This is a genomic window from Mesorhizobium sp. M0496 (assembly GCF_040321205.1).
Taxonomy (GTDB): domain Bacteria; phylum Pseudomonadota; class Alphaproteobacteria; order Rhizobiales; family Rhizobiaceae; genus Mesorhizobium.
In genome coordinates this window covers 32757-51636 of the sequence record NZ_JAMYRC010000025.1, presented here as the reverse complement: position 1 = coordinate 51636, position 18880 = coordinate 32757, and the positions used below count along the sequence as shown (strand labels likewise).

Annotated in this window: 17 protein-coding genes; 6 read left to right on the top strand and 11 right to left on the bottom strand. The window is 62.9% G+C overall.

Features of this window, described 5'->3' with window-relative positions; translation table 11 throughout:
- Positions 1–10: 10 nt before the first annotated feature.
- The 5 genes from NKI73_RS20580 to NKI73_RS20560 all read right to left on the bottom strand — a co-directional run bounded on the left by NKI73_RS20580 (position 11) and on the right by NKI73_RS20560 (position 4827).
- Positions 11–430: a type II toxin-antitoxin system VapC family toxin gene (locus tag NKI73_RS20580; RefSeq protein ID WP_352632739.1), complete on the bottom strand. Its 420-nt coding sequence runs from the start codon at positions 428–430 to the stop codon at positions 11–13.
- Positions 420–857 (bottom strand): helix-turn-helix domain-containing protein, encoded by a 438-nt coding sequence (locus tag NKI73_RS20575; protein ID WP_352632738.1) that lies wholly within the window; start codon positions 855–857, stop codon positions 420–422. Before NKI73_RS20575 ends, NKI73_RS20580 begins: the two co-directional genes overlap by 11 nt.
- A 60-nt stretch (positions 858–917) precedes the next feature.
- Positions 918–2288, bottom strand: coding sequence for a glutamine synthetase family protein (locus NKI73_RS20570; RefSeq protein ID WP_352632737.1), 1371 nt, complete (start codon positions 2286–2288; stop codon positions 918–920).
- An 89-nt stretch (positions 2289–2377) separates the two neighbouring features.
- On the bottom strand, positions 2378–3940 hold the full coding sequence (locus NKI73_RS20565; protein WP_352632736.1) for an amino acid permease: 1563 nt from the start codon (positions 3938–3940) through the stop codon (positions 2378–2380).
- 53 nt (positions 3941–3993) lie between these two features.
- Complete coding sequence (locus NKI73_RS20560) at positions 3994–4827, bottom strand: N-formylglutamate amidohydrolase (RefSeq protein ID WP_352632735.1); 834 nt, start codon at positions 4825–4827, stop codon at positions 3994–3996.
- A 234-nt stretch (positions 4828–5061) separates the two neighbouring features.
- On the opposite strand from NKI73_RS20560, the gene NKI73_RS20555 reads away from it, so the two are divergent.
- From NKI73_RS20555 to NKI73_RS20545, 3 genes are all read left to right on the top strand, one after another.
- On the top strand, positions 5062–5889 hold the full coding sequence (locus tag NKI73_RS20555) for a MurR/RpiR family transcriptional regulator (protein WP_352632734.1): 828 nt from the start codon (positions 5062–5064) through the stop codon (positions 5887–5889).
- A gap of 157 nt (positions 5890–6046) precedes the next feature.
- Positions 6047–7210 (top strand): efflux RND transporter periplasmic adaptor subunit, encoded by a 1164-nt coding sequence (locus NKI73_RS20550; RefSeq protein ID WP_352632733.1) that lies wholly within the window; start codon positions 6047–6049, stop codon positions 7208–7210.
- Positions 7207–10338: an efflux RND transporter permease subunit gene (locus NKI73_RS20545; protein WP_352632732.1), complete on the top strand. Its 3132-nt coding sequence runs from the start codon at positions 7207–7209 to the stop codon at positions 10336–10338. The genes NKI73_RS20550 and NKI73_RS20545 overlap by 4 nt, the downstream gene beginning before the upstream one ends.
- A gap of 36 nt (positions 10339–10374) precedes the next feature.
- Here NKI73_RS20545 and NKI73_RS20540 read toward each other — a convergent pair whose 3' ends face one another.
- The 6 genes from NKI73_RS20540 to NKI73_RS20515 all read right to left on the bottom strand — a co-directional run bounded on the left by NKI73_RS20540 (position 10375) and on the right by NKI73_RS20515 (position 16298).
- A complete protein-coding gene (locus tag NKI73_RS20540; RefSeq protein WP_352632731.1) occupies positions 10375–10785 on the bottom strand; it encodes a GtrA family protein in 411 nt (136 codons plus the stop codon).
- The gene (locus tag NKI73_RS20535; protein ID WP_352632730.1) at positions 10782–11603 is read right to left on the bottom strand and encodes a ChbG/HpnK family deacetylase; all 822 of its coding nucleotides are present in this window, start codon (positions 11601–11603) and stop codon (positions 10782–10784) included. The genes NKI73_RS20540 and NKI73_RS20535 overlap by 4 nt, the downstream gene beginning before the upstream one ends.
- A complete protein-coding gene (locus NKI73_RS20530) occupies positions 11600–12589 on the bottom strand; it encodes a glycosyltransferase family 2 protein (RefSeq protein WP_352632729.1) in 990 nt (329 codons plus the stop codon). Before NKI73_RS20530 ends, NKI73_RS20535 begins: the two co-directional genes overlap by 4 nt.
- The gene (locus tag NKI73_RS20525; RefSeq protein WP_352632728.1) at positions 12582–13745 is read right to left on the bottom strand and encodes a glycosyltransferase 87 family protein; all 1164 of its coding nucleotides are present in this window, start codon (positions 13743–13745) and stop codon (positions 12582–12584) included. The genes NKI73_RS20530 and NKI73_RS20525 overlap by 8 nt, the downstream gene beginning before the upstream one ends.
- A 220-nt stretch (positions 13746–13965) precedes the next feature.
- Positions 13966–15003 carry a zinc-binding dehydrogenase gene (locus NKI73_RS20520; RefSeq protein ID WP_352632727.1) on the bottom strand — a complete coding sequence of 346 codons (1038 nt, stop codon included), beginning with the start codon at positions 15001–15003 and terminating at the stop codon, positions 13966–13968.
- A 53-nt stretch (positions 15004–15056) separates the two neighbouring features.
- Positions 15057–16298: an acyl-CoA dehydrogenase family protein gene (locus NKI73_RS20515; RefSeq protein ID WP_352632726.1), complete on the bottom strand. Its 1242-nt coding sequence runs from the start codon at positions 16296–16298 to the stop codon at positions 15057–15059.
- A gap of 115 nt (positions 16299–16413) precedes the next feature.
- Between NKI73_RS20515 and NKI73_RS20510 the strand changes: the two genes are divergently transcribed.
- Genes NKI73_RS20510 through NKI73_RS20500 form a run of 3 tightly spaced genes read left to right on the top strand, consistent with a single transcriptional unit; the run spans position 16414 to position 18785 of the window.
- Positions 16414–17229: an SDR family oxidoreductase gene (locus tag NKI73_RS20510; protein WP_352632725.1), complete on the top strand. Its 816-nt coding sequence runs from the start codon at positions 16414–16416 to the stop codon at positions 17227–17229.
- Between the two features lie 39 nt (positions 17230–17268).
- The gene (locus NKI73_RS20505; RefSeq protein ID WP_352632724.1) at positions 17269–17754 is read left to right on the top strand and encodes a MaoC family dehydratase; all 486 of its coding nucleotides are present in this window, start codon (positions 17269–17271) and stop codon (positions 17752–17754) included.
- Positions 17751–18785, top strand: a complete 1035-nt coding sequence (locus NKI73_RS20500; RefSeq protein WP_352632723.1) for a phosphotransferase family protein — start codon at positions 17751–17753, stop codon at positions 18783–18785. Before NKI73_RS20505 ends, NKI73_RS20500 begins: the two co-directional genes overlap by 4 nt.
- Positions 18786–18880: the final 95 nt, after the last annotated feature.

Here is an 18880-nt window from a genome sequence, read left to right as displayed (position 1 = left end):
CGTCTCCAAATCAACAAGGAACTGTTTTGACGAAGCCAGCCGAGCCATAGGCAAGGATCGCGCGATCGCGGGTGATAATTTCCAAATTCTTCGAACGCGCCGTAGCTATGATGATCCTATCTGTTGGATCGTTGTGAACGACGCCGGGCAGGAACGAAGACTCGACCAAGAGCTCACAGTCGATCCCTTCAACACTCGTTGCACCAGCCTGCACGAACCGTTCAAACCATGCGAGCGGTGACTTGATGAACGGAAGCCGGCCTTTAGAAACCAGCATTCCGATTTCCCAAGCGGACATGACGGAAACGGCGATCACGTCGCCATTTTTCCGCGCGCTGGTCACCCTCTCAACCGCCGCTCTCGCGACCGGTTGTTCCGTCGACAGCCACAGTATGAAGCATGTGTCCAGGAGCACCCCATCAGTCGTCATACACCTTGCCCCAGTCCGGATCCGCGGGTGCGGTGTAATCGACGTCCGGGAGAAGCGTGAGCGTCCCAGCCATGCATCCAAACAACGGATCGCCGCCTCGAGGCGGCACGATGTATTCTCCAGCGGTGTCGTTTACGTCTAACGCATTCTCGAAATCCACCTGCCCCTCCATGAAGCCGGGACGACGCTCCGCCGCCTTCGCATCCGAAGAGCCCAGGTGGACCAACACCTCGCTTTCCGGCTGGTCGAAAATTTCAGCGATCTTGCGTATTTCATCAACTTGCATACGCCGCTCGCCGTTCAGCGTCCGCGACAGGGCGCTGTAGTGCATGTTCATTTGGGTGGCCATGCGGCGCACCGTCAGGTTGCGCTCCTTCATCTGACTGTCAAACCACACCTTGTCGACATTGGCTTTGCCTTGGGGCAATCCTGCCTCCCGTATGTTGCGATGCCATAATCGCAACATAGTGCGAAAAACACAACACTGTCAATATCGCTCGAATCCTCTGTGCAGTTCCCAATCCGTAATCCGGCGGTCGTATTCGAACTGCTCCCACTTGGCGGTATGGACATAGTGTTCAAGCACGTCCTCGCCGAGCGCCTCCTTCAGCATCATCGAGTTCGTCAGCGTCTCGGTGGCATCGCGCAGCGTCTTCGGGATCTCCGGCAGGCGAGATGCCTGATAGGCATCGCCGACAAACGGCTTTTGCAGTTCCAGCTTCTCGTCGATGCCGGCAAGACCGGCCGCGATCAGCGCTGCGAAGGCGAGATACGGGTTGAGGTCTGCGCCGCCGATGCGGCATTCCATGCGGATGCCCTTGGTGCCCTCGCCGCACAGCCGGAAACCGGCGGTGCGGTTGTCCTCGCTCCACATGATCTTGGTCGGCGCGAAGGTGCCGGCCTGGAAGCGCTTGTAGGAATTGACGTAAGGCGCCAGGAACCAGGTGAATTCGTTGGCGTATTTGAGTTGGCCCGCCGCCCATTGCTGGCCGAGCGTCGATAGCGTCCACTCCGCATTTTTGTCGAAGAACAACGGCGTCTTGCCGTCGGCGCTCCACAGCGAATTGTGGATGTGGCTGGAATTGCCGGCGAGCCCGTAATTGTATTTGGACATGAACGAAATCGCCTTGCCCTCGGACTCGGCGATTTCCTTGGCGCCGTTCTTCAGGATGACGTGGCCGTCGGCCATGTCGAGCGCCTCGGCGTAGCGCACATTGATCTCTTCCTGGCCGGGACCCCATTCACCCTTGGAATTCTCGATCGGGATGCCGGCGGCTTCCATCTCGTTGCGAAGCCGGCGCATGACGCCTTCTTCCTTGGTGGTGATGCCGATCTGGTAATCGCCGATATAGGGCGATGCCGTGTCGAGGCCCTGCCAATGCTTCTTGCGGGCGGAATCGTAGGTCTCGTTGAACAGGTAGAATTCCAGCTCTGAAGCGAAATAGCCGATATAGCCGCGCTCCGTCAGCCGCTTGACCTGCTTCTTGAGGATGGCGCGCGGCGAGTGCGGCAGGTCGTCATGCGTGTGGTGGTCGAGCACGTCGCAGATCACGAGTGCGGTCTTTTCCAGCCACGGAATGCGCCGCAGCGTGGCTAGATCCGGCTTCATGACGAAGTCGCCATAGCCCTTCGACCAGCTCGCCGCCTTGTAACCGGGCACCGGCTCCATATCGATGTCGGCGGCCAGGAGATAGTTGCAGCCATGCGTTTCGTCATGCGCGGAATCGACGAAGTATTGCGCCAGGAACCGTTTTCCCGCCAGCCGGCCCTGCATGTCGACGATGCAGGCCAGCACCGTGTCGATCTCGCCGCTGGAGACCGCTTTCTTCAATTGATCGAACGAGAAATTTCCGGCCATTCCTTTGGCACTCCAGCGCTTGACGGATTGAGGGGGGCAAACGAAACCATGGCCGGCAAAAACGCCGGCCATGGCCATGATGGTTGATGTCAGTAGCCGGTTTCGCCGACGGCCAGTTCGGCGGCCGCGATGGCAGCCTTGCGCTTGGCAATCTGGTCGCCGATCGGTGGACCCTGGAAGCGGCGGTTCTCGAAACCGAACCAAAGCACGGCGGTCAGCACAATGAAGCCAATGGTGATGTAAAGCACCTTGTCGTTCGGCGGCTGGATGGCGATGTAGAAGATGATCGCCATGCCGACGACCGACAGGGCGCAAAACAGCTTGAACAGCCCGGCGCCGAGGTTCCACGGGCCTGGATTCGGCCATTTCGCCGTTCCGAAAGTCATCATGCCGAGCACGATCGGAATGATGAACGACAGGAACAGGAACACCAGCGTCGAATTGACGACGATGGTGTAGATGTTGGTGCCGCCGATCGAAATGAACTGCGCAAGAAAGACATAGATGATCTCGAGCACCGCAGCGGTCCAGATCGCGTTGACCGGCGTGCGCCAGGTCGGGTTGACTTTGGCGAGCGATGCGGAACCGAACGGCATGCCACCGTCACGCGAGAAGGCAAACAACATGCGCGAGGCCGAGGTCACCGTGGCGAGACCGCACAGGAACTGCGAGATCAGGATTGCGAGATACAGCAACGTCTTCAGCCAGACTGGCATGATCGCGTCCATGGTGGCGAAGAACACGTTCCAGCCCTGCTTGGCGCCGGCGGCCAGGTCGGGGATTGCCAGAACGATTGCGCACAGCATCACCCAACCGATTAGCGAAGACCAGAGCACGGACGAAACGATCGCCTGCGGCACCGAGTGTGCTGCTTTCTCTGTTTCTTCGGAGGTATGCGCCGACGCGTCGTAGCCGGTAATGGTGTAGACCGGCAGAAGCAGGCAGAGCAGGAACAGGTAGCTCATGGAGTCGGACTGCGGGAAGACACCGCCACCGGCGTCGCCCGAATAGTTGGTGAATGTCCACAACCGGGTGATATCGATCGCGGGCGCAAACACCAGGCAAGCCACGATCAGTACTGCCGTCGCGCCCAGGATGAGGAAGCCCGAAGCATCCGTCAGCATGGCCGTGAGCTTGATGCCAAAATGGTTGAACAGCGCCTGCAGCACCGTGATGAAGGTAACGAACCCGACGATCTCCCCAGGCGTTCCGGTGATGCCAAACCAGCTTCCAAACGTTCCGACAAAGAAGAATGCGGTGCCGATATTGATCGCGCCCAGCACGGTAATCAGGCCGAGCAAATTGAGCCAGGCGGTCAGCCAGCCGGTGAAGCGGTTTCCGAGGATCGAAGACCAGTGATAGAGGCCGCCAGCGGTCGGAAATGCCGAGGCAATCTGCGCCATCGCAAGGGCAAAGCAGGCCGAAAGACAACAGCCGACGATCCAGCCGATGCCCGCCGCGGCGCCGCCGATCGACCCGGTGGCTTGTGCAAAGGAATTGATGCCACCCGAAAGGATGCAGATGATCGAGAACGAGATCGCGAAATTCGAGAAGCGGCTCATGCTTCGCGACAATTCCTGGGCATAGCCCATACCGTGGAGAACCTTGAGGTCCTCCTTCTTGTCAATGTCTGTGTAACCCGGTGCTATCATTGGAAGTCCCCTGTTGTTTCAGAACGAGATGAGTCAGTCTCATCTTGTTCTGGCTAGCCGATTGAACTGACTTTCCGACTGAATGCGATCTGGCCGACTGAATGCGATCTGGTCTGTCCTGCCTCCTCCGGCTCCAGATCCGAAAAAATGCCCGTGAGCAGATCCGCCCATTTCCGCTGCCCGGTCTCGCCGGAAATTTCATCATTGCGGATTTCGATCATCGCGCAAGGCAAGCCGCGCGAGCGCGCATGGCGTTCCAGCGTGAAATAGACGCGGTCGGCCGGCGAATAGGGCTCGTTGACGCCGACGGTGACGCCGGCAAGCCGTTTCAGCGCTGATATCAACGGCGATGCCAGCCGGCGGTCCTCGTCATGGATGATGCCGATGTGCCAGGGCCGGTTTTTGGATTTGTAGACTGGCGTGAAGGAGTGGACCGAAACCAGGCGGGTCGCCTGCCCGCGCGCCAGCCTGTCACAGACAATCTGATCGATGGCGGCGTGAAACGGCTGCCATGACAAGGCGATGCGCGCCGCGCGCCCATCTTCCGACAGTCCGGTATTGCCCGGTATGGCTGTTGTCTCACTGACTGGCGGTATCAAATCGGGCGCGTCGAGCGGCCGGTTGCAGTCGATAACGAGACGCGAGATACGGGTTTCGACCAGCGTGGCATCGAGCGCCTGCGCCATGCGGCGCGCAACCGGCAGCGCGCCGGGATCCCAGGCGATGTGGCGCGACAGGTCCTCTGCGGCAAGGCCGAGCGTGCCGAATTCAGCGGGAAGGAAGTTCGAGGCGTGATCGCAGGTCAGCACAAAAGGGCTCGATCCGCCGGGGTTCGTTACCCTCACGGTATCAGACGCTGCAAGGCTGGCGGGCCGTGCTTTCTCCATAGTCTACTGTCCCCGGGGGCGCTGTATCGTATGTTACGTATTTTGTGTCATTGCGTCCCTATGGATGATTTCATACAGTTTGGGCGACTTTGTCAAATGCGATTTCGGAAAAGACCTTCGACCGGGCCGAAGCGTTTTGCAGCCAGATAGAATCACTTGGCGTCGCAGAAATGGGGCCAAGACAAACAGACGGAGCGGAATGGTTTACCATCCCGCTCCAAGGGTGGGGAAAAGATGATTTCCAGTATTGCCGAACTGATTGCCGACCGCATCGGCACGATGCCGGCCGGAGAACGGCGCGCGGCCCAGACGCTGATCGCCAGTTACCCGATGATCGGCCTGAAGACGGTTGCCGAATTCTCGGCCGCGGCCGGCGTCTCCTCGCCGACGATCCTGCGCTTCGTCGCCCGGCTGGGCTTCCAGAACTATCCGGAATTCCAATCGAGCCTGCAGGACGAACTGGCGGCGCAATTGCAATCGCCGGCGACAAGGACGCTCAACCCGCCCTCGCCCGGCGGCGGCACGGTGTCACCAATGCTGGAAGCGACGCTCGACAATATGCGCGAGACGTTCAGGCACCTGTCCGACAAGCAGCTTGCCGACATCGCCACCCGGCTCGTCGACCGGCGAGGCAAGACATTCCTGATCGGCGGCCGCTTCACCGATCCGCTGGCGCGTTACATGGCCGCCCACCTCGCCGTCATCCAGCCTGATGTCTTTCACCTTGCCGGCCAGGAAAGCATGTGGCGCGACAGGCTGATCGACATGGGCAAACGCGACGTGCTGGTGATCTTCGATATCAGACGCTACCAGGATAGTCTCGCCCGCTTCGCCGACAAGGCGCATCAGCGTGGCGTGCAGATCGTTCTGTTCACCGACCAGTGGCTGTCGCCGATCGCCCGCTTCGCCCGCCATGTCATCGCCGGACGCACCGCCGTGCCGTCGGCGTGGGATTCCTCGGCTGCCCTTTTCGTCGTTGCGGAAACGCTGATCGGCGCCGTAACCCGTCAACTGGAAGCAGAAGGCGCCAAACGCATTCGCGAGATGGAAGGTCTGCGTTAGGCGTCAACGTTACGTATATTTAATGTGCGCAGACAGCGGAGAGTTGTCATAAAGACGCGATATCGGGGTGGCTTCTTGCCTTACAATAGCCTCGCTGCGTCTGCTTCATTTCGGGAAACCGGTAGACGGAAGGATTGTCTTGCCAACCGGAGTGCCGATGGCCGCCTGGAAACAGATAGTTTTTGCACTTGTGGTGCTGGTGGTGGCAGCAGCCTCCTGGCTGCGCTTTAATCCGGGCGCTCACGACGTGCTGGCAAGCTGGGGCATTGACTGGGCTTATGCGGCAACGTCCCCGGCTGAAAGCGGCGCCGCCAACGCGAAGCAGGCAATCGGCCGCGGTGGTGGCAACCAGCAGGTGAATGTGGTTGCCCTGGCGGCCACTTCGGCTGTCATCAATGACCGCCTGCAGGCGATCGGCACCGGTCGTGCCAATGCCTCGGTGACCGTCAATCCCTACAGTTCCGGCCGCCTCGCCGAACTGCTGGTCGAATCCGGCAGCCATGTAGACAAGGGACAGATCATCGCGACCCTCGATTCCGAGACCGAGGTGATCTCTCAGGACCGGGCCAAGCTCGCCTTGCAGGACGCGCAGGCCAAGCTCGACCGCGTCAAGTCGCTTCGTGCCTCCAACGCCGCGACACCGGTCGCCGTGGCCGACGCAGAGGTCGTGCTGGCAGGCGCCAAGCTGGCGCTCCAGGACGCGGAACTTGCGCTGCAGCGCCGGTCGATTCTGGCGCCGATCGCCGGCACTGTCGGTATCCTGCCGATCTCCGCCGGCAATTATGTGACCAACCAGTCGGCAATCGCCACACTCGATGACCGGTCCTCGATCCTGGTCGATTTCCTGGTGCCGGAGCGTTTCGCCGCCGCCGTCAAGGTCGGCGCGCAGTTGACGGCGACGCCGATCGCCAATCCCAGCAATGCCTATACCGGAACGGTTTCGGCCATAGACAATCACATCGATGAGAAGAGCCGCACCCTTCTGGTCAAGGCCAAGATCGCCAATCCGGCCGATTCCCTGCGCGCCGGCATGTCGTTCGGCATCACCATGAAATTCCCGGGACAGACCTATCCGGCCGTCAGCCCGCTGGCGATCCTGTGGGGTTCGGACGGCGCCTATGTCTGGCAGATCGAGGACGGCAAGGCCAAGCGTGTCCCGGTGCGCATCATCCAACGCAACACCGAGACCGTGCTGATCGACGCGGAGATCGACAGCGGCGACATGGTGGTCACCGAAGGCACCCAGAGCGTCAGCGAGGGCGGCGTGGTCCGCCTTGCCGGCGAAGAGCAGCGCGCCGCGGACGCGGCCGAAGGCTCATGACCGGAACCGGCAACGCCGCCAGCGATACCGGCTTCACCGCGCTGTTCATTCGCAGGCCGGTCATGGCCTTCGTGCTGAACACCCTCATTGCCGTTGCCGGCCTCGCTGCCTTCTACGGTGTCGAGATCCGCGAACTGCCTGACGTCGATCGCGCGGTCGTCACTGTTTCCACCGCCTTCGAAGGGGCGGCGGCCGAAACCGTCGACCGCGAACTGACCGACACGATCGAGGGCGCCGTCGCCCGCGTCTCCGGCGTCAAATCGATCTCGTCTTCTTCCTCATTCGGCTCGAGCCGCGTCACCATCGAGTTCAACGACGGCGTCGATCTCGATGTCGCCGCCTCCGACGTACGCGACGCCGTCGGCCGTGTCGCCAACCAGATGCCGGAAACGGCCGATCCGCCGCGCATCGTCAAGGCCGACGCCAATTCCGACCCGGTGATGCGACTGGCGGTGACTTCGGACAACATGTCGATCCAGGACATGACCGTGGTGGTCCAGGACCAGATCGAGGACGAACTGGCCGCCGTGCCCGGCGTTGCCGACGTCCAGGTCTATGGCGACCGCGACAAGATCTTCCGCATCGACGTCGACCAGAACAAGCTCGCCAGCCTCGGCTTCACGGTTGCCGACCTCAGGACGGCGCTTGCCTCTGTCGCCTTCGATTCACCGGCCGGTTCGATCACCACGACCAACCAGGACCTGATCGTCCGCACGACGGCCGACGTGACCACACCGGAAGAGTTCGAAAACATCATCGTCGGCGGCACGACACGCATCCGCGACGTCGCCACCGTCACGCTCGGCCCCGATGTCGGCCAAACCACGCTGCGTTCGGACGGCAAGACCGGCATTGGCGTCGGCATCATCCGCCAGGCGGAATCGAACACGCTGGACATCTCGACCGGCGTCCAGGCCGCCGTCGCCAAGTTGCAGGAAAACCTGCCCAAGGGCATGTCGATCAAGATCACCAGCGACGACGCGGTCTTCGTCAAGGGCGCGGTGCACGAGGTCGAGATCGCGCTTGGCCTGTCCGTGACGATGGTGCTGATCGTCATCTATGTCTTTCTGTTCGACTGGCGCGCGACGCTGATTCCCGGCCTGTCGATGCCGGTCGCCATGATCGGCACCATCGCCGCCATCTATCTGGCCGGCTTCTCGGTCAACATCCTTACGCTGCTCGCTCTGGTGCTGGCGACGGGACTGGTCGTCGACGACGCCATCGTCGTGCTCGAAAACATCGTGCGACGACGCAACGAAGGCATGGGGCCGCGCGCAGCCGCCGTGCTCGGCGCGCAGGAGGTGTTTTTCGCCGTCATTGCCACCACTTTGACGCTGGTCGCCGTCTTCGTGCCGATCTCGTTCCTGCCCGGCCAGACCGGCGGCCTGTTCCGCGAGTTTGGCTTCGTGCTTGCCATGTCGGTCCTTTTGTCCTGCGTGGTGGCGCTGACGCTGTGCCCGATGCTCGCCTCGCGCATGCTGTCGAGCGCATCGCTCCACCACGAAGGCAGCCACGGCATCGGCGCCCGCATCGGCGGCGCGCTGAATACAGCCTACAAGCGCGGCCTGCACGCTTGCCTCGATGCGCCATGGATCGTGCTTCTGGTCGCGGTGCTGTTTGCCGGCATCGCCTTCACGCTGTTCGGCACCATTCGCCAGGAACTGACGCCGACCGAGGACCGCGCCGCCGTGCTGCTGCGCATCAGCGCCCCGCAAGGCGTCAGCCTCGACTACACCACCCAGCAGATGCAGAAGATCGAGAAACTGATCCAGCCGATGCGCGATTCCGGCGAAATCCGCAGCACCTTCGAGAATGCCGGCCAGAACGGCTCATACAACTCGGGCTTCATGGTGATGACGCTGGCGCCGTGGAACGAGCGCAGCCGCAGCCAGCAAGAGATCATGGCTGAGATCAGCCACCTGACCAAACAGGTGCCAAGCGTGCGCATCTTCCCGGTACAGCCAAACAGTCTCGGTATCCGCGGCGCCGGCAACGGCCTGCAGTTCGCGCTGATCGGCAACGACCGCAAGGCGCTCAGTGACGCGGCGGTGAAGATCATCGCCGAGATGCAGAAGGACCCGCGCTTCCAGACGCCACGCCTGTCCATCGACCCGACGCAGCCGCAGCTCGCCGTCGCCATCGATCGCGAACGCGCCTCCGACCTGGGCATCGACATCACCGGGCTGGCCAACACCTTGCAGGCCATGCTCGACGGTAACGACGTCGTCGACGTGTATATCGCCGACCGCAGCTATGGCGTGAAGCTGGTCTCGACCACCAATCCGATCAACGACCCGACCGACCTGGAAAACATCTTCCTGAAGACAGCCGACGGACGCTTCGTGCCGATGTCGACCATCGCCACGCTGACCGAACGTGCCGTGCCGCCATCGCTGTCGCGCGAGCAGCAGCAGCCGTCGGTGGCCATCACCTCCAACCTCAATGGCGATTTCGCGCTCGGCGATGCGCTCACCCGCGCCGAGGAAATCGCCACGCCGCTGCTGCCTGCGGGCAGCCGCATCCTGCCATTGGCCGAGGCTGCGACGCTGGGCGAGACCAACAGCGCCATGGTCACCATCTTCGGCTTCGCTCTGGTCATCATCCTTTTGGTGCTGGCCGCCCAGTTCGAAAGCTTCGTCAGCGCCGTCATCATCATGGCGACGGTGCCGCTTGGGCTGGCCTGCGCGATCTTCGCCTTGCTGCTCTCGGGCACCAGCCTCAACGCCTACAGCCAGATCGGCCTCGTGCTGCTGGTCGGCGTCATGGCCAAGAACGGCATTCTGATCGTCGAATTCGCCAACCAGCTGCGCGACCGCGGGCTTGGCGTGCGCGAGGCGATCGAGCAGGCCTCGATCATCCGCGTGCGGCCGGTGATGATGACGATGATCTGCACCGTGCTCGGCGGCTTGCCGCTGGTGCTGGCGAGCGGCGCGGGTGCCGAGGCGCGCGTGGCGCTCGGCTGGGTCATCGTCGGCGGACTGGGGCTGGCCACCGTCTCGACACTGTTCCTGACGCCGGTCGCCTATCTCCTGCTTGGCCGCTTCGTCACGCCGAAAACCCATGAGGAGGCCCGGCTGAAGCGCGAACTCGAGGAAGCCGCCTACACCAATGTGAAACCGGCCGAGTAGAGACATTCCAGGAAAAGTGAGGGGCGGTTTCCACCGCTATTTCAGCAATCGGCCTTCGATCGACCAGCGCGCGGCGAGGAAATTCAGCACCGCTGCGATCACGACACCGCAAATCTTTGCCGGCCAAACTCCGACGGTCGTTGCGAACAGCGCGATCGAAATGCTGGAGACGCCGAGCGAAATCAGCCCCCCAAGCGAGGCGAAGCGAAGGAACGCGTCATGCAGCCGGATGGCTCGATTGCGCTCGAACGACCAGAAGCCGTTCGCCGCGAAAGAGAAGGTGACGGCGATGAACCAGGCAGCGATGTTGGCCGGCAACGGCGAAACCCCGAGCTTGAGCAGCAGGAAGAAGCTGGCAAGGTCGATGGCTGTGTTGGCAAGTCCGACAATGGCAAAGCGGACGATCTTGTTGCCGGTCGAACGCGGGGGCCGCTCGGCGTCGCTCATCCCTTGCCATCCATGATCGCGACACCGGCGCGGGCCAGGCTGGCGCCGAATGCATCCGATGCCAGGGCCGCAAATTCGACCTCGCGAACGCCTTGCATCTGGTCGCGCGCGCGCAGCGTCTCGTCGACATGGCCGGGGTGACACATGAACAGCCCATGTTCCGGCAACGCCTCGACGGCGGCCTGCAGCACGGAAGCGAACTTTTCAGGTTGCCGCCAGTCATAGATGCCGGTGAGCGGTTCGAAAAGGGTGAAGCCGGCGCTCTGCATCGACCGGTTGAAGCCATAAGCGAGCGCGGCGATCGCCGCGACTTTCGGCGCCGAGGCGAATTGGCCCGCCAGTGCCGGAGCGCCGCGCAGCGCCGGCCTGTGGCTTCCTTCGCCAAGACGCACGCGCAGCCATGTGCGCACGACGGGAAGGAAATGCACATGCTGGTGCCCATCGACGAAATCTGGGCGGCGCCCGAGTGCTTCGACGAAGCGGCTATACTGGGCGTCGAGCTCGGCATGGACATCGCGCTCGGCAATGTGGCCGCGCAGAACAGGCAAAGCCAGCGCGCGGAGCGGCGGCAGCCGGCCTTCCGGCGCCAGGCTCGAACGGCCGGCGACGGCCGGCTGGTCGGTCAAGGTGAGATGCAGCCCAACCGCATAACGGTCGCACAGCGGTTTTATGCGCTCCGCCTCCTCAGACCATTCCGGAAAGCCGGTCATGCAGCTGGTGCCGGTCAGCCGCCCGCGATCGAGCAGGTCGAGAATCCCAGCGGAAACGCCGGGCGCCAGGCCGTAATCGTCGGCGATCAGGCGGATGCGCCGCGTCATCTGTCGCGAGCGCCCGGTTCCGGCCTGTCGGCGGAGATATCGCTGCGCACGACATCGCGCACGAGATAGACCGGCCGATCCTTGCTTTCGCTGAGAGTGACCCAGACATATTCGCCGATCAGGCCAAGCAGGGTCAGATTGAGGCCGCCGAGCAGGACGACGGCGACCAGAAGGCTGGGGTAGCCCGGAACGGCAATGCCGTAGAAGATCACCTCGAAGAACACCTTGGCGCCATAGATCGCGCCGGCCAACGCCGCGAGCAGCCCGCTGAGGCTGATGAGGCGCAGCGGAATGACGGAGAACGAGGTGAAACCTTCGAGCGAGAAGGCGATCAGGTTGAGCCGGCTCCATTTCGACGTGCCGCTGGCGCGGCCCTCCGGCGAATAGGGCAACGCCTTCTGGCGGAAGCCCGCCCAGGCAAACAGGCCCTTGTTGAAGCGTCGCTTGTCGCGCAGGCTGGTCAACGCGCGCGCCACGGCGCCGCGCATGACGCGAAAGTCGCCGGCATTTTCGGGAATGTCGAAACGCTGGCTGCTGTTGATCAGGCTGTAAAAAAGCCGGGCCAGCTGGCTGCGCCGCCAGCTCGCCTCGCGGCGGTCGTTCTGCGCATAGACGACATCGACATCAGGATGGTCCACCAGTTCGGCGATGAGCTTCAGGCTGATGTCCAAGGAATGCTGGAGGTCGGCGTCCATGATCAGCACCATGCCGCCGCGCGACTGGTCGAGGCCGGCGAGTACGGCGACTTCCTTGCCGAAATTGCGGCTGAGGCGAACGATCTCCCACGACCCGGTCAGCACCTGCGAAAACCGTTCGGCGCCATCGTCACGGCTGCCGTCATCGATCAGGATCTTGTGCACGGTCATGCCGAACCGTTGTGCCACGGCTGCTTCGAGTTCGCCGAGCAGGCGTGCGAACGCCGATGCTGATGGCGCTTCGTTGAAGAACGGCGCCACGATATCGAGTGTTGGCCGCAATTCAGCCATTTGCGACCCCTGCATTCACCACCTTTACCCGCGCCCTGGCCCAGAACCACCAGATCAGCGAACCCGCGATGAACGTAACCGCGATCGGCCGGAACCAGGGGTAGAGCAAATCGTGCACATGGCGATCGACGCCGGTCAGTCCGGCCGCAAACAGCACCGTCGACAACACCGAGGCCAGAATGCCACCGCGTTCTTCGCGCCACAACAGCGCGATGGCGAGACCGGCGGGCACCGCGATCATCGCATAGGTGTTGGGCTCGACGCGCGGGTTGAAGACGCACATGTAGAAAGTGGCCGTCAGGAAGATGGCCAGCCCCGCCGGTCCGCGTTCAAGCTTGCGGTCGAACCAGATGACCGCCGAGAGCGTGAACAGGGCCGTGACGATGCGCACGATCGTGGCAGCGGATTCCGCGATGGGCAGTCCGATCGTCGCAAAAGGTGCGGTGAAATCGGAGGCAACGAAGCGACTGATCTTGTCGACCGCCATCGAAGTCAGCATATGGGCGAAATCACCATACTGGTTGTTGAGATAACCGGCGGGCGCGAAAGCGTAAGGTATGGCGATCACGAACAGAACTGCCAGCACAAGCACCGGTATCAAACGAGGGCGCAGCGCTCCCGTCAGGAGCAGCATGATGATCGCGGTCGGCTTGGCGATGATGGCAAGCGAAGCCCAGAAGAACGTCTCTGCCCGCCGCCCTTCCAGGGCCGACAGGGTGAGAAGCCAGCAGGCGCCGGTCAAAAGGATCGTCGCCTGGCCGTTGCGGATCGCGCCCGCGGCTATCGGCAAAGCCAGGAAAAGACCGAAAGAAAGCAGCCACGTCAATTCGCCGCCGCCGAGCTTGCGCACCTGTCGCATCGCGGCGTAGGTCAGCACCGCAAAGCCGAACACATGCCACACCAGCCCGCCCAGATGGGGTCCGAGCTTCATCAGCGGGATGTAGAGCGCGGCAAAGGCTGGCGCGTAGAGATACCCCGCCTCAAGGTCGACGTGGTAGAGTGGCTGGCCGGCCAGAAACGCCTCGCTGCCGTCTCTGTAGGCCTGCAACACCGTACGCGTGTTGGGCGACCACAGGACCATGGCAAGAACGACCAGGAACGCTCCGATCCACAGGCCAAACCCCAAACGGTCGAAAACCGGCTTGGAAATCATCATCAAGGCATCCCACACCACCCCGGAACTGGCTCAGTCCAGCACTGTCACGGCATTCGATGGCGGCGGCATATCACGGACAAAGCGGCGTGGCATAGGGGGGCTGAAAGACGCGGATAGTCGCCTGACGATCCAGACAGCGGCCAGATACCGCCATCCTTGCGCCCCCTCGAAAGCCCTCTGAAGGATTCATGTCCAAGCTTCTCGCGTCTTTCGAATGGAGCTAAGGCCGAATGAACACCTTGCTATTGGGTCTGGCCAGTTCGGCCGGCAGCCGCGCCATGGCCTCGGCTAGGGGCACCACTGCTGTCACGTCGGTCGACCAGCGCCCGTCGGAAAACCGCTTCTGCGCCTCCAGGATCGCCGGGCCGCGACGATCGCGGAACTGGCGCATCCACTCGCTCAGCCAAAAACCTTCGATACGCTTGTGCTGGAAGATCAGTTGGCCGGGTTCGCGGATAACAGTGGCTTCGGGATCGAGCCGCCCGTACATGATCCAGCGCGAACGCTTCGGCATGGCGTCGAAGATGGCGGAGCCCAGCGGCCCGGTTACCGCGTCGAGGAAAATGCGCGGCTGTTCGGCCTTAACCACCTGGCGCAGCGTCGCCCTGAAATCCGGCGCCTTTTCGTTGAGCACGTGCGCCGCGCCAAGCTCTTTCAAAGCCACGATCTGGTCGTCGCGGCGCACGGTGACGATCGGCCGGAAACCCTCTTCCCCGGCCAGCCCGATGATCAGCTTGCAGAGCTGGCTGGCGCCGGCGGTCATGACGAAGGCCTTTTCGCCTTCCTGTTTGACGATATCGAACATGGCGAGCGCGGTGAGCGGGTTGACGATCATCGCCGCGCCATCCTCGTCGCGGATGATGTCGAGCAACGGGATGCAGACCGCCGCCTCGGCGACGGCATATTCGGCCCATGAGCCCCAGTTGGTGACGCCGGTGGCAAACGCCACGCGCTTGCCGATCAGGCTTTTGGGATAGGGCTCGTCACCGCTGGCGACGATGGTGCCGACACCCTCGAAGCCGGCCGGCTGTCCCTTGGCGCGCGGCTGGCCGTACTGGCCCTTGATGAAGGCGATATCGGACGGATTGATCGAGGCGAGGCTGACCTTGATCAGCACCTGCGTCGGCCCGGGTCTCGGCACCGCGATGCTGCCCGGTTCGAGATAGGGCTCCATCGCCTCCAGCACGCTGCCGCTCGGGGTCCTGGTGTAACCGTCGCCGACCAGCAACAGTGCCTTCATTTCCGAGGGGACGGTCATCGCTACACTCCTTGCCTGGACCTGCCGGAGTCGCCGGATGGCGATGCCGGCGCTCAGACCTTTTCCTGCGTGTATTTCTTCAGCTCCGTCCGCGCCACCTGCCTGCGATGCACGGCGTCAGGCCCGTCGGCAAGGCGCAATGTCCGCAGATGGGTCCACGACCGCGCCAGCGGCGTGTCCTGGCTGATGCCTTGCGCGCCGAACATCTGCACCGCTTCGTCGGTGACCTTAAGCGCGACGCGCGGCGCTACCACCTTGATCTGGCTGATCCAGGGGGCCGCGGCCCGCGCATCGCCCTGGTCGATCATCCATGCCGCCTTGAGGCAGAGCAGGCGGGCCATCTCGATCTCCATGCGGCATTCCGCGATGATGTCGAAATTGGCACCTAGCTTTGCCAAGGGCTGGCCGAAGGCCTCGCGGCGCACGGAACGCTGGCACAGCATTTCCAGCGCCATCTCGGCCTGGCCGATGGCGCGCATGCAGTGGTGGATGCGGCCGGGACCGAGCCGCCCCTGCGCGATCTCGAAACCCCTGCCCTCGCCGAGGATCAGGTTCGATGCCGGTATCCGCACATTGTCGAAGCGAAGGTGCATATGGCCATGCGGCGCGTCGTCGTCGCCATAGACCTGCATGGCGCGGACCTTGGTCACGCCTTTTGTGCCCGATGGTACCAGGATCATCGAATGGCGGCGGTGCTGCGGCTCGTCATCGCCACCGGTCCGGACCATGACGATGTAGATGGCGCAGCGCGGATCGCCGGCGCCCGAGGCCCACCATTTCTCGCCGTTGAGCACATAGTCGTCGCCTTGCCGATCGCAGCGCATGGCGATGTTGGTGGCGTCGGACGAGGCGACATCCGGCTCGGTCATGAGATAAGCCGAGCGGATCTTGCCCTCGAGCAGCGGCTCCAGCCACGCCTTCTTGTGATCGGCCGAGCCGTAGCGTTCCAGCACCTCCATATTGCCGGTGTCCGGCGCCGAGCAGTTGAAGGTTTCCGCGCCGAGATGCGCCTTGCCCATCTCCTCGGCCAGATAGGCGTATTCGACGGTGGAAAGGCAGTAGCCGCGTTCCGAGCCGGTCAGCCAGAAGTTCCACAGGCCGCGCTCTCTTGCGGTCTTCTTCAGCCCTTCGAGGATCTCGCTCTGGCGCGCCGTATAGACCCAGCGGTCGCCTTCCTTGCCCACCTCGCCGAGGAATTCCCTGTCGAGCGGCATGATCTCGTCGCGCACCATGGCCGCGACGCGCGCGTGGATCGGCTTCAGCCGCTCGGTCATGCCGAGATTCATGTCCGTCATCGGTCGCTAACCCTTCATGCATGCCAGGCATTTTGTCAGTGGCAAGGATGACCGTACTTCGGATAGCCTTGTCAACGCGAACTGTTTGCCCGCATGCCGAGCGCGGAGGATTGTGATGAGCTATCTGGACGAGCTGTTTTCGGTGGCCGGCAAGACCGCGCTGGTGACGGGTGCCGCGACCGGCATCGGCCGCATGGCGGCGACCGCGCTGGTCAGGGCCGGCGCCAGCGTGATGATCGCATCGCGCAAGGGCGAGGATTGCGTCAAGGTCGCTGCTGAGTTGAACGAGCTTGGTGCACCGGGCCGGGCGGAAGGCTTTGCCGGCGATGTCTCCAGCGAAGCCGGCATTGCCGCACTCGTCGCCGAGGTCAAGGCGCGGACAGACAGGCTGAACATCCTGGTCAACAACGCCGGCGTCTCCTGGGGCGCACCGCTGGAAAGCTTCCCCTATTCGGCCTGGGCGAAAGTGCTCGGCGTCAACGTCACCGCGGTCTTCCATCTGACCCGCGAATTGCTGCCGCTGCTCGATGCCGCCGCCAGCGACGCCGATCCGGCCAGGGTGATCAACCTCGGTTCGGTGATGGGCACGCAGCCGCTGGCCGACGACGCCTATTCCTACACTGCCTCCAAGGCCGCGGTTCATCATCTGACGCGCACACTGGCGCTCGAGTTCGCCGCCCGCCGCATCACCGTCAACGCTTTCGCCCCCGGCCCCTTCCAGAGCCGGATGACGGCGTTTGCCACCGGCACGGATGAACAGGCCAGACATGTCGGCAACCATGTTCCGATCGGCCGTATCGGCGCACCGGATGACATTGCCGGCGCAACGCTCTATTTGTGCAGCCGTGCAGGCAGCTATGTCACCGGCGCCATCCTGCCGATCGACGGCGGGCAGTCGGTGCAGCATGGGCTGACGCTGTTCAAGGAATGACATTTTCCGGCCATAGAAGCCGGAGGTGAACTGGAGGACATGAGCGTGGAACCGATCAGTCTCGATGTGCTTCTGGCCAATATCGGCAAGGAGGTTGGCGTGTCGCCGTGGCGAGTGGTGACACAGCGTATGATCGACCAGTTCGCCGACGCCACCGACGATCATCAGTTCATCCACTGCGACCCGGAGCGGGCCACGCGCGAAACGCCGTTTGGCGGCACTATCGCACACGGCTTCCTGTCGCTGTCGCTGTTGTCGGCGATGACCTTTGAGACCATGCCGCCGCTGGAAAACAGCAAGATGGGCGTCAACCACGGCTTCGATTCGCTGCGCTTCCTGGCGCCGGTGAAGACCGGCGCGCGCATCCGCACCCGTTTCGTGCTGGCCGACGTCAAGGTCAGGCCGTCGGGCTGGGTGCAGACGGCGCATGACGTGACGATCGAGATCGAAGGCTCGAAGAAACCGGCGCTGACCGCCCGCTGGCTGACGCTGACCCTGATCGAACGCCAGCCCGAGACGGTATGAAAGATCCGAACGTCCTCGACCAGGCCGCGCTTGCGCCTTACCTCGAGGCGAACATACCGGGCTTTTCCGGGCTTGCTGCAATCGAAAAGTTCAAATCCGGCCAATCGAACCCGACCTATCTGCTGACGGCGGCAAGCGGCCGTTACGTGCTGCGCGCCAAGCCGCCGGGCCAATTGCTGAAATCGGCGCATCAGGTCGACCGCGAATTCACGGTGATGAGCGCGCTTGCCGGCACTGCCGTGCCAGTGCCTGACATGCTGCATCTGTCGGCGGAGGACTCGCCGATCGGCCGCATGTTCTATGTGATGGATTTCCTCGACGGCCGCATCTTCTGGGATCCGGCGTTGCCGGAGGCAGGCGACAACGATGAACGCGCCGCCATCTACGATGCCATGAACGACACCCTCGCTACGCTGCACGATGTCGACGTCGGGGCCGTGGGCCTGAGCGATTTCGGCCGGCCGGGCAATTATTTCGAGCGCCAGCTGGCGCGCTGGACCAACCAGTACCGCGCCTCGGAGACCGGCACGGTGGCCGATATGGACCGGCTGATTGCCTGGCTGGAGACACACATGCCGGAAGATGACGGCCGCGTCTCGCTGGTGCATGGCGACTACCGGCTGGACAATCTGATTTTCGCGCCGGACCGGCCAAAGATTCTGGCGGTGCTCGACTGGGAACTGTCGACATCAGGCCACCCCTTCGCCGATATCGCCTATCAGTGCATGCAATGGCGGCTGCCGCACGCATCGGGTTTTCGCGGCTTGGGCGGTGTCGACCGGTCCGCGATCGGCCTGCCTTCCGAAGAAGACTATGTCGCCAGCTACTGCCGGCGGCGCGGACTCAGCAGCATCGGCAACTGGACGTTCTTCCTCGCCTTCTCCTTCTTCCGGCTGGCTGCAATTTGCCAGGGAGTCTTCAAGCGGGCGCTGGACGGCAACGCCTCCAATCCGGAAAAAGCGAAAACCTACGGCGAGGCAGTGAAACTGCTTTCGCATCTCGCCACGAAACTGGTCGACAAGGAGGCGTGATGACGGGCGTCAGCGCAATCTGATGCTTGCCGCTTGGGAACCTGTCGCGCTCTTGTCCCTTTCCGTACAGCGTATATAATTTAGCCAGGCACCAA

Bases quoted from the DNA above. Each gene is read 5' to 3' on its own strand.
- NKI73_RS20580 (WP_352632739.1), bottom strand. From the start codon at position 430: ATGACGACTGATGGGGTGCTCCTGGACACATGCTTCATACTGTGGCTG.
- NKI73_RS20570 (WP_352632737.1), bottom strand. From the start codon at position 2,288: ATGGCCGGAAATTTCTCGTTCGATCAATTGAAGAAAGCGGTCTCCAGC.
- NKI73_RS20565 (WP_352632736.1), bottom strand. From the start codon at position 3,940: ATGATAGCACCGGGTTACACAGACATTGACAAGAAGGAGGACCTCAAG.
- NKI73_RS20560 (WP_352632735.1), bottom strand. From the start codon at position 4,827: ATGGAGAAAGCACGGCCCGCCAGCCTTGCAGCGTCTGATACCGTGAGG.
- NKI73_RS20555 (WP_352632734.1), top strand. From the start codon at position 5,062: ATGATTTCCAGTATTGCCGAACTGATTGCCGACCGCATCGGCACGATG.
- NKI73_RS20550 (WP_352632733.1), top strand. From the start codon at position 6,047: ATGGCCGCCTGGAAACAGATAGTTTTTGCACTTGTGGTGCTGGTGGTG.
- NKI73_RS20545 (WP_352632732.1), top strand. From the start codon at position 7,207: ATGACCGGAACCGGCAACGCCGCCAGCGATACCGGCTTCACCGCGCTG.
- NKI73_RS20540 (WP_352632731.1), bottom strand. From the start codon at position 10,785: ATGAGCGACGCCGAGCGGCCCCCGCGTTCGACCGGCAACAAGATCGTC.
- NKI73_RS20535 (WP_352632730.1), bottom strand. From the start codon at position 11,603: ATGACGCGGCGCATCCGCCTGATCGCCGACGATTACGGCCTGGCGCCC.
- NKI73_RS20530 (WP_352632729.1), bottom strand. From the start codon at position 12,589: ATGGCTGAATTGCGGCCAACACTCGATATCGTGGCGCCGTTCTTCAAC.
- NKI73_RS20525 (WP_352632728.1), bottom strand. From the start codon at position 13,745: ATGATGATTTCCAAGCCGGTTTTCGACCGTTTGGGGTTTGGCCTGTGG.
- NKI73_RS20520 (WP_352632727.1), bottom strand. From the start codon at position 15,003: ATGACCGTCCCCTCGGAAATGAAGGCACTGTTGCTGGTCGGCGACGGT.
- NKI73_RS20515 (WP_352632726.1), bottom strand. From the start codon at position 16,298: ATGACGGACATGAATCTCGGCATGACCGAGCGGCTGAAGCCGATCCAC.
- NKI73_RS20510 (WP_352632725.1), top strand. From the start codon at position 16,414: ATGAGCTATCTGGACGAGCTGTTTTCGGTGGCCGGCAAGACCGCGCTG.
- NKI73_RS20505 (WP_352632724.1), top strand. From the start codon at position 17,269: ATGAGCGTGGAACCGATCAGTCTCGATGTGCTTCTGGCCAATATCGGC.
- NKI73_RS20500 (WP_352632723.1), top strand. From the start codon at position 17,751: ATGAAAGATCCGAACGTCCTCGACCAGGCCGCGCTTGCGCCTTACCTC.